At 71.8% G+C, this 14,473-nt stretch carries 14 protein-coding genes; 11 read left to right on the forward strand and 3 right to left on the reverse strand.

What is annotated here, in order from left to right:
• Window positions 1-87 precede the first annotated feature (87 nt).
• From dpgA to vanX, 11 genes are all read left to right on the forward strand, one after another.
• The gene (dpgA, locus tag FHX82_RS33940; protein ID WP_145935463.1) at window positions 88-1,188 is read left to right on the forward strand and encodes a 3,5-dihydroxyphenylacetyl-CoA synthase DpgA; all 1,101 of its coding nucleotides are present in this window, start codon (window positions 88-90) and stop codon (window positions 1,186-1,188) included.
• Window positions 1,182-1,838, forward strand: a complete 657-nt coding sequence (dpgB, locus tag FHX82_RS33945) for an enoyl-CoA-hydratase DpgB (protein WP_145935462.1) — start codon at window positions 1,182-1,184, stop codon at window positions 1,836-1,838. The genes dpgA and dpgB overlap by 7 nt, the downstream gene beginning before the upstream one ends.
• Entirely contained in the window at window positions 1,835-3,121 is a 1,287-nt protein-coding gene (gene dpgC, locus FHX82_RS33950) for a (3,5-dihydroxyphenyl)acetyl-CoA 1,2-dioxygenase DpgC (RefSeq protein ID WP_308431577.1), read from the forward strand. The genes dpgB and dpgC overlap by 4 nt, the downstream gene beginning before the upstream one ends.
• The gene (gene dpgD / locus FHX82_RS33955) at window positions 3,118-3,906 is read left to right on the forward strand and encodes an enoyl-CoA-hydratase DpgD (protein ID WP_145935461.1); all 789 of its coding nucleotides are present in this window, start codon (window positions 3,118-3,120) and stop codon (window positions 3,904-3,906) included. The genes dpgC and dpgD overlap by 4 nt, the downstream gene beginning before the upstream one ends.
• 85 nt (window positions 3,907-3,991) lie before the next feature.
• Window positions 3,992-5,149 (forward strand): 3-deoxy-7-phosphoheptulonate synthase, encoded by a 1,158-nt coding sequence (locus tag FHX82_RS33960; RefSeq protein WP_145935460.1) that lies wholly within the window; start codon window positions 3,992-3,994, stop codon window positions 5,147-5,149.
• A gap of 64 nt (window positions 5,150-5,213) precedes the next feature.
• Window positions 5,214-6,044, forward strand: coding sequence for an alpha/beta fold hydrolase (locus tag FHX82_RS33965; protein WP_145935459.1), 831 nt, complete (start codon window positions 5,214-5,216; stop codon window positions 6,042-6,044).
• Window positions 6,045-6,075: 31 nt separating this feature from the next.
• Window positions 6,076-7,839 carry an amino acid adenylation domain-containing protein gene (locus FHX82_RS33970; protein WP_145935458.1) on the forward strand — a complete coding sequence of 588 codons (1,764 nt, stop codon included), beginning with the start codon at window positions 6,076-6,078 and terminating at the stop codon, window positions 7,837-7,839.
• A 14-nt stretch (window positions 7,840-7,853) separates the two neighbouring features.
• Window positions 7,854-9,047 (forward strand): cytochrome P450, encoded by a 1,194-nt coding sequence (locus FHX82_RS33975; RefSeq protein ID WP_145935457.1) that lies wholly within the window; start codon window positions 7,854-7,856, stop codon window positions 9,045-9,047.
• A gap of 214 nt (window positions 9,048-9,261) precedes the next feature.
• Window positions 9,262-10,221, forward strand: coding sequence for a D-lactate dehydrogenase VanH (vanH, locus tag FHX82_RS33980; RefSeq protein ID WP_444541922.1), 960 nt, complete (start codon window positions 9,262-9,264; stop codon window positions 10,219-10,221).
• Window positions 10,209-11,240 carry a D-alanine--(R)-lactate ligase gene (gene vanA / locus FHX82_RS33985; RefSeq protein ID WP_145935455.1) on the forward strand — a complete coding sequence of 344 codons (1,032 nt, stop codon included), beginning with the start codon at window positions 10,209-10,211 and terminating at the stop codon, window positions 11,238-11,240. The genes vanH and vanA overlap by 13 nt, the downstream gene beginning before the upstream one ends.
• Window positions 11,241-11,242: 2 nt before the next feature.
• Window positions 11,243-11,851, forward strand: a complete 609-nt coding sequence (vanX, locus tag FHX82_RS33990; protein WP_145935454.1) for a D-Ala-D-Ala dipeptidase VanX — start codon at window positions 11,243-11,245, stop codon at window positions 11,849-11,851.
• Between the two features lie 44 nt (window positions 11,852-11,895).
• Here vanX and FHX82_RS33995 read toward each other — a convergent pair whose 3' ends face one another.
• From FHX82_RS33995 to FHX82_RS34005, 3 genes are all read right to left on the reverse strand, one after another.
• Complete coding sequence (locus FHX82_RS33995; RefSeq protein ID WP_221216903.1) at window positions 11,896-12,975, reverse strand: sensor histidine kinase; 1,080 nt, start codon at window positions 12,973-12,975, stop codon at window positions 11,896-11,898.
• A 10-nt stretch (window positions 12,976-12,985) separates the two neighbouring features.
• Window positions 12,986-13,675: a response regulator transcription factor gene (locus tag FHX82_RS34000; protein WP_145935452.1), complete on the reverse strand. Its 690-nt coding sequence runs from the start codon at window positions 13,673-13,675 to the stop codon at window positions 12,986-12,988.
• A 100-nt stretch (window positions 13,676-13,775) separates the two neighbouring features.
• The gene (locus FHX82_RS34005; RefSeq protein ID WP_145935451.1) at window positions 13,776-14,462 is read right to left on the reverse strand and encodes an SDR family NAD(P)-dependent oxidoreductase; all 687 of its coding nucleotides are present in this window, start codon (window positions 14,460-14,462) and stop codon (window positions 13,776-13,778) included.
• Window positions 14,463-14,473 lie beyond the last annotated feature (11 nt).

Here is a 14,473-nt window from a genome sequence, read left to right on the forward strand (position 1 = left end):
GCATCCGCGAAAGGAGAGATTCATGGGCACGACCCGCATCAGGCAGGTACTCCGCAGCAAGCTCAGGACCTGGGGGTGGATGTACCGATGACGACGAGCATCGCGTCCGCCGAGGAGCTGTCCGTCCTCACCGGACTCACCGAGATCACCGGTTTCGCCGGCGTGGGCACCGCCGTGTCCGCCACCTCCTACTCCCAGACCGAGCTGCTGGACCTCCTCGGCATCGCCGATCCGAAGGTCCGCTCGGTCTTCCTGAACAGCGCGATCGAGCGGCGTTTCCTGACGCTGCCGCCCGAGGGGCCGGGCGGCGAACGGGTACCCGAACCGCAGGGCGACCTGCTGGACAAGCACAAGAAGACCGCCGTCGACATGGGGTGCCGGGCACTTGAGAACTGCCTGGGCTCGGCGGGAGCGAGCCTGTCCGACCTGCGGCACCTGTGCTGCGTCACCTCCACCGGCTTTCTCACTCCCGGCCTGAGCGCGCTGATCATCCGCGAACTGGGCATCGACCCGCACTGCAGCCGCTCCGACATCGTGGGCATGGGGTGCAACGCGGGCCTGAACGCGCTCAACGTGGTCGCGGGCTGGTCGGCGGCGCACCCGGGTGAGCTCGGCGTCGTCCTGTGCAGCGAAGCGTGTTCCGCCGCCTACGTTCTCGACGGCACGATGCGGACGGCGGTGGTCAACAGCCTCTTCGGCGACGGGGCCGCCGCCCTCGCCGTCGTCTCCGGTGGCGGGCGGGTGGCCGGGCCGCGCGTGCTGAAGTTCGCGAGCTACCTCATCACCGAGGCGATGGACGCGATGCGCTACGACTGGGACCGCGCCCAGGACCGGTTCAGCTTCTTCCTCGACCCGCAGATCCCTTACGTCGTCGGGGCGCACGCCGAAACCGTCCTCGACCGGCTGCTGTCCGGGACGGGGCTGCGCCGCAGCGACATCGCCCACTGGCTGGTGCACTCCGGCGGCAAGAAGGTGATCGACGCCGTGGTGGTCAACCTCGGCCTGAGCCGGCACGACGTCCGCCACACCACCGGTGTGCTGCGCGACTACGGAAACCTTTCCAGCGGCTCCTTCCTGTTCTCCTACGAGCGGCTCGCCGCGGAAGGCGTGACCCGGCACGGCGACTACGGCGTGCTCATGACCATGGGGCCCGGCTCCTCGATCGAAATGGCGTTGATCCAATGGTGAACGGGGAACTGGTGCTGCGCATCGACGGCACGCGCCCGCTTTCGGCCGCGTCGGTCGAAGAGGTGGACGACCTCTGCGACCGCGCGGAGGACGACCGGGACAACGGCCTGGTCACGGTGCACGTCACCGGTGTCCCGCCCGCGGGCTGGGCGAAGGAGCTGACGGTCGGCCTGGTCTCCAAGTGGGAACGGGTGGTGCGCCGGTTCGAGCGGCTCGGCCGGGTCACGGTGGCCGTGGCCTCCGGCGACTGCGCCGGCACGGCACTGGACCTCCTGCTCGCCGCCGACATCCGGATAGCCGCGCCAGGCACCCGGTTGCTGCTCGCGCGCGTCGGGGGCGCCACCTGGCCCGGGATGACCGTGCACCGGCTCACCCGGCAGGCCGGGGCGGCCGGTGTCCGGCGGGCCGTGTTGCTCGGCGTGCCGATCGACACCGGCCGGGCGCTCGCGCTCACCCTGGTCGACGAGGTGTCCGAGGACCCGGCGGCGACACTGGCCGAACTGGCCGAGACGGCCGGTGCCCTGAGTGGCGCTGATCTGGCCATCCGCAGGCAGCTGATCTTCGAAGCCGGTTCGACCGCGTTCGAGGACGCGCTCGGTGCGCACCTGGCCGCCGCGGACCGGGTCCTGCGACGGGAAACCGTGTCGTGACAACGGAAATCCTCACCGGGAGCCGCGCGGCGCTGGCGGAGGCGGCCCGGCGGGTGGACGACCTGCTCGCCGAGCTGCCGCTGCCTCCCGCCCGGACTGCCGCGCAGCGCGAGGCCGCGGCCGTGGCGCTGGACGAGGTCAGGGCGATGCGCGCGGAGTACATGGAGGCGCACGCCGAGGAGCTCTACGCGGAGCTGACCGACGGCCGCACCCGGTACCTGCGCCTCGACGAACTGGTCCGGACCGCCGCCCGGGTCTGTCCCGGCCTGGTGCCCACGGACGAGCAGATGGCGGCCGAACGCGCGCGGCCGCAGGCGGAGAAGGAAGGGCGCGAGATCGACCAGGGCATCTTCCTGCGCGGAGTCCTGCGTGCCCCGAAGGCCGGCCCGCACCTGCTCGACGCCATGCTCCGGCCCACTCCCCGGGCACTGGAGCTGCTTCCGGAGTTCGCCGGCACCGGCCTCGTCGAGATGGCGGCTGTCCGCCTGGAACGCCGCGACGGCGTCGCGCACCTGACCCTGTGCCGCGACGACTGCCTGAACGCCGAGGACGCCCAGCAGGTCGACGACCTGGAGACCGCGGTCGACCTGACGCTGCTCGACCCGTCCGTCCGGATCGGACTGCTGCGGGGCGGCGAGATGAGCCATCCCCGCTACCGGGGGCGGCGGGTGTTCTGCGCGGGCATCAACCTCAAGAAGCTGAGCTCGGGCGGCATCCCGCTCGTCGGTTTCCTGCTGCGGCGGGAGCTGGGCTACCTCCACAAGATCGTGCGCGGCGTGCGCACCGAGGGCTCGTGGCACTCCCGGTTCACCGACAAGCCCTGGGTGGCGGCCGTCGACTCGTTCGCCATCGGCGGCGGGGCGCAGCTCCTCCTGGTGTTCGACCACGTGCTGGCGGCCTCCGACGCCTATTTCAGCCTGCCCGCGGCGCAGGAGGGGATCATCCCCGGCGCGTCGAACTTCCGGCTCACCCGGTTCACCGGGCCGCGGGTGGCCCGGCAGGTGATCCTCGGCGGGCGCCGGATCCGCGCGGACGAGCCGGACGCGCGGTTCCTCGTGGACGAGGTCGTCCCGCCGGAGCAGCTGGACGAGGCGATCGACGCCGCGCTCGCCCGTCTCGACGGGGACGCCGTGCTCGCCAACCGGCGCATGATGAACCTGGCCGAGGAACCGCCGGGGGAGTTCGCCCGGTACCTGGCCGAGTTCGCCCTGCAGCAGGCGCTGCGCATCTACGGCGCGGATGTGCTCGGCAAGGTCGGCAGGTTCGCGGCGAGGCAAGCATGAGCGTGCGGTACGAGAAGAAGGACCACGTCGCGTACGTGACGATGGACCGGCCGGACGTGCTCAACGCGATGAACCGGCGGATGCACGAGGAGCTGGCCGGGATCTGGGACGACGTCGAGGCCGACGACGACGTCCGGGTGGTGGTGCTGACGGGAGCGGGCAACCGCGCGTTCTCCGTCGGGCAGGACCTCAAGGAACGCGCGCTGCTGAACGACGCGGGCGTGGCGGCCTCGACGTTCGGCAGCCGGGGGCAGCCGGGGCATCCCCGGCTGACCGACCGGTTCACCCTCGCCAAGCCGGTGGTCGCCCGGGTGCACGGCTACGCGCTGGGCGGCGGTTTCGAGCTGGTGCTCGCCTGCGATCTCGTCATCGCCTCCGAGGACGCGGTGTTCGGCCTGCCGGAGGTGCGGCTCGGCCTGATTCCCGGCGCGGGCGGGGTGTTCCGCCTGCCGCGGCAGCTGCCGCAGAAGGTGGCGATGGGCCACCTGCTGACGGGGCGCCGGATGGACGCGGCGACGGCGCTGCGCTACGGGCTGGTGAACGAGGTCGTGCCGCGGGCCGAGCTGGACCGGTGCGTCGAGGAGTGGACGGACGACCTCGTGCGCGCGGCCCCGTTGTCGGTCCGCGCGATCAAGGAGGCCGCGTTGCGCTCGCTCGACCTTCCGCTGGAGGAGGCGTTCACCACCGCGTACCCGTGGGAGGAGCGCCGGCGGCGGAGCAAGGACGCGATCGAGGGCGTCCGTGCCTTCACCGAGCACCGGGATCCGGTCTGGACAGGCGATTAGCGCCGAAGATGGAGTGGTGACCGAACAGCCGAGCCGAGCAGAGCGACTTCTCCCCGTCCGCCGACAGAAACCCTGGATATCCGTGATGACAACCACCGCGGCCGAGCTCGACAACCGGCGCATCGGCCACCTGGTTCCCCTGGTCACCCCCGCCCTGCTGCACCACGAACTGCCGCTCGGCGCGCCCGCGGCCGACACGGTGCGCCGCGGCCGCGAGCACGTCGTCGGCATCCTCGACGGGACGGACGACCGGCTGCTCGTGATCGCCGGGCCGTGCTCCATCCACGACCCCGCCGCGGCGCTCGACTACGCCGACCAGCTCGCCACCCTCGCCGGCCGGCTCGCCGACGACCTGCTGATCGTGATGCGCGTGTACTTCGAGAAACCCCGCACGCTCGGCGGCTGGAAGGGGCTCATCAACGACCCGCACCTCGACGACACCGGCGACGTCAACCACGGCCTGCGCGTCGCCCGGCACCTGCTGCTGGAGCTGGCCGAACGGAGGCTGCCCGCCGCGTGCGAATGGCTCGACACCACCATTCCCGCGTATCTCGCCGACACCGTCTCGTGGGGCGCGATCGGCGCGCGCACGGTGGAAAGCCAGAACCACCGGATGCTGGCCAGCGGCCTGTCGATGCCCGTCGGCTTCAAGAACCGCCGCGACGGCGACATCACCGTCGCCATCGACGCGATCCGCGCCGCCGCGGCACGCCACGTCGTGCCCGGCGTCGACCCCAGCGGCCTGCCCGCCATCCTGCACACCCTCGGCAACCCCGACTGCCACCTGGTGCTGCGGGGCGGGAACACCGCGCCCAACCACGGCCCCGCGTCCGTCCACACGGCACTCGCCGCGCTCCAGGCCGCGGGCCTGCCCCGCCGGGTCGTGATCGACGCCAGCCACGACAACAGCCGCAAGGACCACCGCAGGCAGCCCGTCGTGGCCGACGAGATCGCCGAGCAGCTCAGGGCCGGCCAGACCGGCATCGCCGGCGTGATGCTCGAATCCAACCTCCTGGCCGGGCGCCAGGACCTGCGCCCCGGCCGTCCGCTTACCTACGGCCAGTCCATCACCGATGCCTGCATCGACCTCACCACCACCCGGGCCGTGCTCGGCACCCTCGCCGCCGCGACCGCCGCGCGGCGCCGCTCCGGCAGGCGGGCGGTGGACAGGGGCGGCGAACGCGGCGCCGAAGCTACCCTGAGACCCGTGCGCACCGGCACCCGAGGAGGACCGAACCGTTGAGGGGAAACAGAAACCGTCCGTCCTCTGTGGACGCTGTGGACTCGTCGGGCGGGGGAGGGCCGGCATGCTGATGACGACGGAGTACGGCGTCCGGCTGTCCTACCACGACCGGGGCGACGGCCCGGCCGTCCTGCTGCTGACCGGCACCGGGGCGCCGAGCTCGGTGTGGGACCTGCACCAGGTGCCCGCGCTGCGTGCCGCCGGGTTCCGGGTGATCAGCCTGGACAACCGCGGGATCCCGCCCAGCGACGAGGGCGCGGACGGGTTCACCGTCGGCGACCTGGTCGCGGACGTGGCCGCCCTGATCGGCCACCTCGGCGTGGCGCCGTGCCGCGTGGTCGGCACGTCGATGGGCGCGTACGTCGCGCAGGAGCTGGCGCTGGCCCGCCCGGACCTGCTGGAGGCGGTCGTGCTGATGGCCGCCTGCGGCCGGAGCAGCCTCGTGCAGCGGGTGCTCGCGCAGGGGGAGGCGGAGCTGATCGAGCGGGGGACCGAGCTGCCGGCCGGTTACGCCGCGGCCGTTCGCGCGCTGCACAACCTGAGCCCCGCGACGCTCGCCGACGACGACCTGACCGCCGACTGGCTCGACCTGTTCACCGCGACGGAGAAGTGGGGCCCGGGCGTGCGGGCGCAGCTGCTGCTGAGCGCGCTGCCCGACCGCCTCGGCGCCTACCGCGCGATCGAGGTGCCGTGTCACGTCGTCTCGTTCGAGCACGACCTGGTGGCACCCCCGGCGGCCGGGCGGGAGCTGGCCGCCGCCATCCCCGGCGCGACGCACCGCACGATCCCCGGGTGCGGGCACTTCGGATACCTGGAGCACCCGGACGCGGTGAACCGCGAGCTGCTCGGGTTCCTCCGCGCCGGGTCCGGCGCGCGGCTGGAGGAGAGCGCATGAGGACTGCTTGCAGGTCCGGAGAGGAGGCGGCATGACCGGCTCGATCGTGTCGCCGGGGCACGCCGTGCCCGCGGCGGGCACCACGCCCGCGTTGTTCGAGGCGACCGCCGCCGCGGTGCCGGACCGGCCCGCCGTGGCGATGGGGACCACCACGCTGACCTACGCCGAGCTGAACGCGGAGGCCAACCGGCTCGCGCGCCGCCTCGTGGCGCACGGGGTCGGGCCGGAGCGGCTGGTGGCGCTGGTGATGCCGCGGTCGATCGAGTTCGTGATCGCGATGCTGGCCGTGCACAAGGCCGGCGGGGCGTACGTGCCCGTCGACCCGGACTACCCGGAGGAACGCCGGCGGCACATGCTGGACCACACCGCGGCGCAGTGCCTGCTGTGCCTGCCCGGACAGGACGTGACCGGCGCCCCGGTCGTGCTGAGCGTGGTGCGCGAGGCCGCCGGGTCCGAGCCGGACCTCGACGACCGCGACCGGCTCGGCCCGCTGCTGCCCGGCCATCCCGCGTACGTCATCTACACCTCGGGCTCGACCGGGCAGCCGAAGGGCGTGGTGGTCACGCACCAGGGGATACCGAACCTCGCGGCCGACTACGTGCGCCGCCAGCGGCTGCGGCCGGACAGCAGGCTGCTGGCCTTCGCGTCGCCCAGTTTCGACGCCGCCGTCGCCGAGTTCTGGCCGATGTGGCTGGCCGGTGGCTGCCTGGTGCTGGCTCCGGCGCCGGAGCTGATCCCGGGGGAGCCGCTGGCCCGGCTGGTGCGGCAGCAGGAGATCTCCCACGTCACGCTGCCGCCGTCCGCGCTGGCGCCGCTGGAGGAGGCCGGTGGCCTGCCGGCGGGGTTGACGCTCCTGGTCGCGGGCGAGGCGTGCCCGGCCCCGGTCGCGCGCCGCTGGGCCGCGGGGCGGATCATGATCAACGCCTACGGCCCGACCGAGGCCACGGTCGCGGTCACCGCGAGCGACCCGCTGACCGGCGAAGGCACGCCCCCGATCGGACGGCCGATCGCCGGCGTCCGCACGTACGTCCTGGACGACCGGCTGCGGCCCGTCCCGGACGGGGAGGTGGGCGAGCTGTACTCCGCGGGCCCCGGCCTGGCCCGCGGCTACCTCCGCGGGCCGGCGGCGACCGCGCAGCGGTTCCTGCCGAACCCGTTCGGCGCTCCGGGGGAGCGCATGTACCGCACCGGCGACCGGGTGTGCGTGCGGCCGGACGGGCAGCTCGTCTTCGCCGGCCGCGTCGACGACCAGCTGAAAGTCCGCGGCCACCGGATCGAGCCGGGCGAGGTCGAATCCGCGCTGCTCGCGGTGGACGGCGTGGCCCAGGCGGTCGTGACCGAGCACGAGAACAGGCTCGTCGCCTACGTGGTCGGCACGGCGGGCGCGCGGGTGGCGGCCGAGGACCTCCTGCCGCCGCTGCGCGAGCGGCTGCCCGCGTACCTGGTGCCCGACGTGGTGGTCGGCCTGCCGAGGCTGCCGACCTCGCCGAACGGCAAGGTCGACCGGGCCGCGCTGCCCGCGCCCGAGGAGGAGAGCGCCGGGCGCGTGCCGGCGGGGCGGGCGCCGAGCACGCCCACCGAGGTCCTCCTGGCCGCGTTGTTCGCCGAGGTGCTCGGGGTCGGCAGCGTCGGCGTCGAGGACAGCTTCTTCGAGATCGGCGGCCACTCGCTGCTCGCCACCAAGGTGGTGGGCCGCATCCGCGACAGCCTCAAGATCCGGCTGCGGGTGCAGGCGTTCTTCAACGCGCCGACCGTGGCACAGCTGGCCAAGGTGCTCGACGACGCACTGACCTGACCGGGAGACCCTCCATGCGGCCCACCGTCGCCCACGCCGATCTCGGCGACCCCGACCTGTACACGACACTGGAGCGGCACACCCGCTGGCGCGAGCTCGCCGCCGAGGACGCGCTGGTGTGGAGCGAGCCCGGCAGCTCGCCCGCCGGCTTCTGGTCGGTGTTCTCGCACCGGTCGTGCGCCGCGGTCCTCGCGCCTTCGGCGCCGTTCACCTCCGAGTACGGGATGATGATCGGGTTCGACCGCGACCACCCGGACACCTCGGGCGGCCGGATGATGGTGGTCAGCGAGCACGAGCAGCACCGCAGGCTGCGCAAGCTGGTCGGGCCGCTGCTGTCGAGGGCAGCCGCGGGGAAGCTGGCGGAGCGGGTGCGGACCGAGGTGCACGGCGTGCTGGACCGGGTGCTCGACGGCGGCGTGTGCGACGTGGCCGCGGCCGTGGGCCCGCGCGTTCCCGCCGCCGTCGTGTGCGACATCCTCGGCGTGCCCGCGGCGGACCAGGACCTGCTCATTGACCTGACCAACCACGCGTTCGGCGGGGCGGACGAGCTGTACGACGGGATGACCCCGCGCCAGGCACATACCGAGATCCTCGTCTACTTCGACGAGCTGATCGCCGCGCGCCGCGAGCGCCCCGGCGACGACCTGGTCAGCACGCTCGTCACCGACGACGCCCTCACCACCGACGACGTGCTGCTCAACTGCGACAACGTGCTGATCGGTGGCAACGAGACCACCCGGCACGCCATCACCGGCGCCGTGCACGCGCTCGCCACCGTGCCCGGCCTGCCGGCCCAGCTGCGGGACGGGAGCGCCGACGTGGACACCGTCGTGGAGGAGGTGCTGCGCTGGACCTCGCCCGCGATGCACGTGCTGCGGGTGACCACGGACGAGGTCACCCTGGGCGGCCGTGACCTGCCGCCCGGCACCCCGGTGGTCGCGTGGCTGCCCGCCGCCAACCGGGACCCCGCCGAGTTCGACGACCCCGGCGCGTTCCGCCCCGGGCGGAAACCCAACCGGCACATCACGTTCGGTCACGGGATGCACCACTGCCTCGGGTCCGCGCTCGCGCGGATCGAGCTGTCGGTGGTGCTGCGGGAGCTGGCGGCGCGGGTTTCGCGGGTGGAGCTGGTGGCCGATCCGACGTGGTTGCGGGCGATCGTCGTGCAGGGCTACCGCGAGCTTCCGGTGCGCTTCACGGGGCGTTGACGGCCCGGACGCCGGGCTTTTCCGGAGCCCGCGAAATGACCGTGCGGGAGCCTACCAGCTGGTAACATATCGTCGGCGTATCCCAAACCCGATAGGTGCCGACAACACCGCGCTGCCTAGACTGCCGGGCATGAACCACCGTGAGCCAGCACGAACGGCAGCCCGTCACAGGGGGTCGGCGTCCTCGTCCGCCCCGGTCGCCTCGAAGACGGGCATCACGGTTTACGGCTGCGGGCAGGACGAAGCGGTCCTGTTCCAGGAGATGGCGCCCCGCTTCGGCATCGAGCCGGTCATCACCGAGGCGGCGGTGTCCGAAGCCAACGTCGAGCTGGCGCTGGGCAACCGGTGCATCAGCATCGGGCACAAGACGCGGGTCACCAACGCCACCCTGCTCGCGCTGAGCCGGGCGGGCGTGCGGTACGTGTCCACCAGGAGCATCGGGTACAACCACATCGACGTGGAGTACGCGGAGAGCGTCGGGATCGTGGTCGGGAACGTCGCCTACTCGCCCGACAGCGTGGCCGACTACACGCTGATGCTGATGCTGATGGTGGTGCGGGACGCGAAGTCCATCGTCCGGCGCACGGACGCGCACGACTACCGGCTGAACGAGGTGCGCGGGAAGGAACTGCGCGACCTCACCGTCGGCGTGGTCGGCACGGGACGCATCGGCGCGGCGGTCATCGACCGGCTGCGGGGCTTCGGCTGCCGCATCCTGGCCTACGACACCCGCCCCGGCACGTCCGCGGAGTACGTTCCCCTCGACGAGCTGCTGCGGCGCAGCGACATCGTCTCGCTGCACACCCCGCTCACCACGGACACCTACCACCTCCTGGACGGCCGCAGCATCGGGCTGATGAAGCACGGCGCGTTCGTCATCAACACCGGGCGCGGCCCGCTCATCGACACCGAGGAGCTGGTGTCGGCGCTGGAGAGCGGCAAGCTGGGCGGCGCGGCGCTGGACGTCGTCGAGGGGGAGGAGGGGATCTTCTACGCCGACTGCCGGGACAAGCCCCTCGGCAACAAGCCGCTGCTGCGGCTGCAGCAGATGCCGAACGCGCTCGTCAGCCCGCACACCGCGTACTACACCGACCACGCGCTGAGCGACACCATCGAGAACACCATCATCAACTGCCTCGAATTCGAGAAGGAGAAACTGGCGTGGACAAGCTGAAGATCGGGATCCTGTTCGGCGGCAGCGGCGAGGAACATCCCGTCTCCGTCAAGTCCGCGCGGGAGGTCGCCAAGAACCTCGACACCGCCAAGTACGAGCCGTACTACATCGGGATCACGCAGAGCGGGGCCTGGACGCTCTGCGACGGCCCCGGCGAGGGCTGGGAGAACGGGGCCCGCCCGGTCGTGCTGTCGCCGGACCGGAACACGCACGGCCTGCTCGTCCTCGAAGACGGCAAGTACGAGACGATCCGGCTGGACGTGATCTTCCCCGTCCTGCACGGCAACCAGGGCGAGGACGGCGCGCCGCAGGGGCTGTTCGAGCTGTCGGGCATCCCGTACGTCGGCTGCGACATCCAGAGCTCCGCGCTGTGCATGGACAAGTCGCTGGCCTACACCGTGGTCAAGAGCGCGGGGATCGCGACGCCGAACTTCTGGACCTTCCAGGCGGACGAGAAGGTCGACCTCGACCAGTTCCCGTACCCCGTCTTCGTGAAGCCGGCGCGTTCGGGCTCGTCCTTCGGTGTCAGCAAGGTGAGCGGCAAGGAGGAGTTCGCCGCCGCGGTCGAGACGGCGCGGCAGTACGACTCGAAGATCCTGGTCGAGGAGGCGGTCGTCGCCAGTGAGATCGGGTGCTCGGTGCTGGGCAACGACGGCGAGCTCACCGTGGGCGAGGTCGACCAGATCAACCTGACCCACGGCTTCTTCCGCATCCACCAGGAGGAGTCGCCGGAGACCGGGTCCGAGAACTCGACGTTCACCGTTCCCGCGGACATCCCGGCGGAGTCGCGTGAGCTCGTGCAGACGACCGCGAAGGCCATCTACCGCGCGCTGGGCTGTCGCGGGCTCGCGCGCGTGGACCTGTTCCTGAAGAAGGACGGCAGCGTGGTGCTCAACGAGGTCAACACGCTGCCCGGCCTGACCTCCTACAGCCGTTACCCGCGGATGATGGCCGCCGCCGGCCTGCCGATGGGCGAAGTGATCGACCGGGTCGTGTCGCTGGCGCTGACGGGGAAGTGACGATGGAGGAGGGTTTCGTCTTCGTCGACGAGCTCGTCCCCGGAGTCCGCTGGGACGCCAAGTACGCCACGTGGGACAACTTCACCGGGAAACCGGTGGACGGGTACCTGGTGAACCGGATCGTCGGCACGACGGAGTTGTGCGCCGCACTGGCCCGGGCGCGGGACGAGGCCGCGGCCCGGGGCTTCGGCCTCCTCCTCTGGGACGGCTACCGCCCGCAGCGCGCCGTGGACAACTTCATGCGCTGGGCTGAGCAGCCCGAGGACGGGCGCACGAAGGCGCGGCACTACCCGAACATCACCCGGCCCGAGATGTTCGAAAAGGGCTACGTGGCCGCGAAGTCCGGGCACAGCCGGGGTGGCACGGTGGACCTGACGATCTACCACCTGGACACCGGCGAGCTCGCTGCCATGGGCGGGGACCACGACCTGATGGACGTGGTGTCCCACCACGGGGCGGACGGCATCACGGAAACCGAGGCGGCGAACCGCGAGCACCTGCGTGCCGTCATGGAGGCCAGCGGGTTCACCGCCTACGCCTACGAGTGGTGGCACTACACCCTGAAGGACGAGCCCCACCCGGACACGTACTTCGATTTCCCGATCGAGTAGTCCCGGTGGCCTGCCTCCCGCCGGGGGCAGGCCACCACCGGGCGTCAGCCGTCGAGGTGGGGTGGGGCGCCGGGGAGTTCCACCGTCACGCGGAGCCCTCCGGCGGTTCGTGGCGTGATGGTGATCGTGCCGTCGTGTGCCTGGGCGATGCTCTTGACGATCGCCAGCCCCAGGCCGACTCCCGCGTGGTCGCCGCGGAGGCGTTTCGTGCCGCGCTGGAACGGTTCGGTGAGGGTCGAGACCAGCTTCGGGGGGAGCTTCTCGCCGGTGTTCTCGACGGTCAGCGCGGCGAACCCGGAGCGGAACGCAGTACCGACCCGCACCGTGCCGTTCTCCGGTACATTGTGGACGATCGCGTTGTGCACGAGGTTCGTGGTCATCTGCAACAGCAGCGCGTGTGACCCGATGGTGGGCGTGAGCTCCCCGGACGTTTCGATGGCGAGCCCGTGCTTCTCCGCCAGCGGGAGCAGCGTTTCGGCGACCTCCTCCGCGATCAGGGACAGGTCGACGAGCTCCCGCGTGAAGGACCGCTGGTCGGTGCGGCTGAGCAGGAGCAGCGCCTCGGTGAGGTCGATCGCCCGGGCGTTGACGGCGTGCAGGCGGTCGACGAGCACGCCGGCGCCGAGCGCCGGGTCGTTGCGGGCCACGTCGAGGAGGGTCTGGGTGATCGCCAGCGGGGTGCGCAGCTCGTGGGAGGCGTTGGCGGCGAACCGCTGCTGCTCGGCGAGCTGGGCTTCGAGCCGGGCGAGCATGGTGTCGAAGACGTCGGCCAGCTCGCGGAACTCGTCCCGGCGGCCCTGCATCCGGATCCGGTGGGACAGCGACCCGTTCGCCGCCAGGCGGGCGGCGTCGGTGATCCGGGACAGCGGGGCGAGCATGTGCCCGGCGAGGATCCAGCCGCCGAGGAGACCGAACGCCAGCAGGAACGTCAGCGCCGCGCCGACCGCCGGGGTGAAGCTGCGCAGGAGGAAGTGCTGGCCGGGGTAGAGCCCGACCGGCGTCCGGATCGCGTTGCCGCCGGGCACGTACCGCAGCAGGAACACCCACACCACGGCCAGCATCAGCACGCCGGCCACCATGAGGAACCCGGCGTAGCTGAGGGTGAACTTGAGGCGGACACTCATCCCGGGTGTGTTAGCCACGGTCTCCTGCCTCGTCTCGGATGTCCGGATCGATGCGGTAGCCGGCGCCCGGGACGGTGGCGATGATCCAGGGCTCACCGAGCCGTTTGCGCAGGGCCGAGACGGTGATGCGCACGGCGTTGGTGAACGGGTCGGCGTTCTCGTCCCACGCCCGTTCCAGCAGTTCCTCGGCGCTGACCACCCCGCCCTCCGCGGCGACCAGCACTTCGAGCACCGCGAACTGCTTGCGGGTGAGCGCGACGTAGCGGTCGTCGCGGTAGACCTCGCGGCGGAACGGGTCCAGCCGCAGGCCCGCGATCTCCCGCACGGGCGGCCTGCTGTAGGCGCGCCTGCGGTCGAGGGCCCGGAGCCTGAGCACGAGCTCGCGGAGCTCGAACGGTTTGGTGAGGTAGTCGTCGGCGCCGAGCCCGAACCCGGAGGCCTTGTCGTCGAGCCGGTCGGCGGCGGTGAGCATGAGGATCGGCATGCCGCTGCCGGAGGCCACGATGCGCCGCGCGATCTCGTCCCCGGTGGGCCCGGGCACGTCCCGGTCGAGGACGGCGATGTCGTAGCCGTTGACGCTCAGCAGTTTCAGCGCGGTGTCCCCGTCCCCGGCGATGTCCGCGGCGATCGCCTCGAGACGCAGCCCGTCGCGGATGGCTTCCGCCATGAAGGGCTCGTCCTCGACGATCAGCACACGCATGGCCCCGATGCTACGAGGCGGGGGATATCAGGGGCATATCGAAAAGCACCAGGGGTGACGGGGTGTATAACGCCCTATGCACGCGCGCTTTCGCCGGATTCTACCAGGGCAGCTCCCCGTTCTCGTCCTGGAAGGTGCCGGTCGGGCCGTCCTCGCCGAGGGTCGCCAGGCGCACGACGGCGCGGGCACTCTCCTCCGGCGGCCGTCCGATCCCGAAGGCCGCGGTCAGGTCGGTGGCCGTGGTGCCGGGTTCGAGGGCGTTGAACCTGATGCCGGGATGGGCCTTGGCGTACTGGACCGTGAGCATGGTGGCGGCCGCCTTGGACGCGGAGTAGAGCGCGAGCGGCAGGTGGAACTCGGGCCGCTCCGGGTTGGTCACCGCCCAGAACGATCCCGCACTGCTCGAAACCGTGACCACCGTGGGGTTCGAGGACTTGCGCAGCCAGGGGAGCGCCGCCTCGGTGACACGCACGATTCCGACCGCGTTGGTGTCGAAGACCCGCAGGGCGGTGGGGCCGTCGAGGCCCTCGTTCCCGAGGATGCCCGCGTTGTTCACCAGGACGTCGAGGCGCCCCTCGGCCGCGCCGATCGTCGCCAGCGCAGTGTTCACCGAGGCGTCGTCGGTCACGTCGAGCTGCACGAACCGGGCGCCGAGCGTCGCCGCCGCCTTCTCGCCGCGCTCGACGTCACGCGCTCCGATGTAGACAGTGTGTCCCAGCGTCTGGAGTTGCCTGGCTGTCTCGAAACCGATGCCCTTGTTGGCTCCGGTGATCAGGGTGACGGTCATGGGTTCCCTTC

The sequence above is a fragment of the Amycolatopsis bartoniae genome (genome assembly GCF_014191255.1).
Taxonomy (GTDB): Bacteria; Actinomycetota; Actinomycetes; order Mycobacteriales; family Pseudonocardiaceae; genus Amycolatopsis_E; species Amycolatopsis_E bartoniae.

Bases quoted from the DNA above. Each gene is read 5' to 3' on its own strand.
- FHX82_RS33960 (WP_145935460.1), top strand. From the start codon at position 3,992: ATGACAACCACCGCGGCCGAGCTCGACAACCGGCGCATCGGCCACCTG.
- FHX82_RS34005 (WP_145935451.1), bottom strand. From the start codon at position 14,462: ATGACCGTCACCCTGATCACCGGAGCCAACAAGGGCATCGGTTTCGAG.
- FHX82_RS33965 (WP_145935459.1), top strand. From the start codon at position 5,214: ATGCTGATGACGACGGAGTACGGCGTCCGGCTGTCCTACCACGACCGG.
- FHX82_RS33995 (WP_221216903.1), bottom strand. From the start codon at position 12,975: ATGAGTGTCCGCCTCAAGTTCACCCTCAGCTACGCCGGGTTCCTCATG.
- FHX82_RS33970 (WP_145935458.1), top strand. From the start codon at position 6,076: ATGACCGGCTCGATCGTGTCGCCGGGGCACGCCGTGCCCGCGGCGGGC.
- dpgB (WP_145935462.1), top strand. From the start codon at position 1,182: ATGGTGAACGGGGAACTGGTGCTGCGCATCGACGGCACGCGCCCGCTT.
- dpgD (WP_145935461.1), top strand. From the start codon at position 3,118: ATGAGCGTGCGGTACGAGAAGAAGGACCACGTCGCGTACGTGACGATG.
- dpgA (WP_145935463.1), top strand. From the start codon at position 88: ATGACGACGAGCATCGCGTCCGCCGAGGAGCTGTCCGTCCTCACCGGA.
- vanX (WP_145935454.1), top strand. From the start codon at position 11,243: ATGGAGGAGGGTTTCGTCTTCGTCGACGAGCTCGTCCCCGGAGTCCGC.
- FHX82_RS33975 (WP_145935457.1), top strand. From the start codon at position 7,854: ATGCGGCCCACCGTCGCCCACGCCGATCTCGGCGACCCCGACCTGTAC.
- FHX82_RS34000 (WP_145935452.1), bottom strand. From the start codon at position 13,675: ATGCGTGTGCTGATCGTCGAGGACGAGCCCTTCATGGCGGAAGCCATC.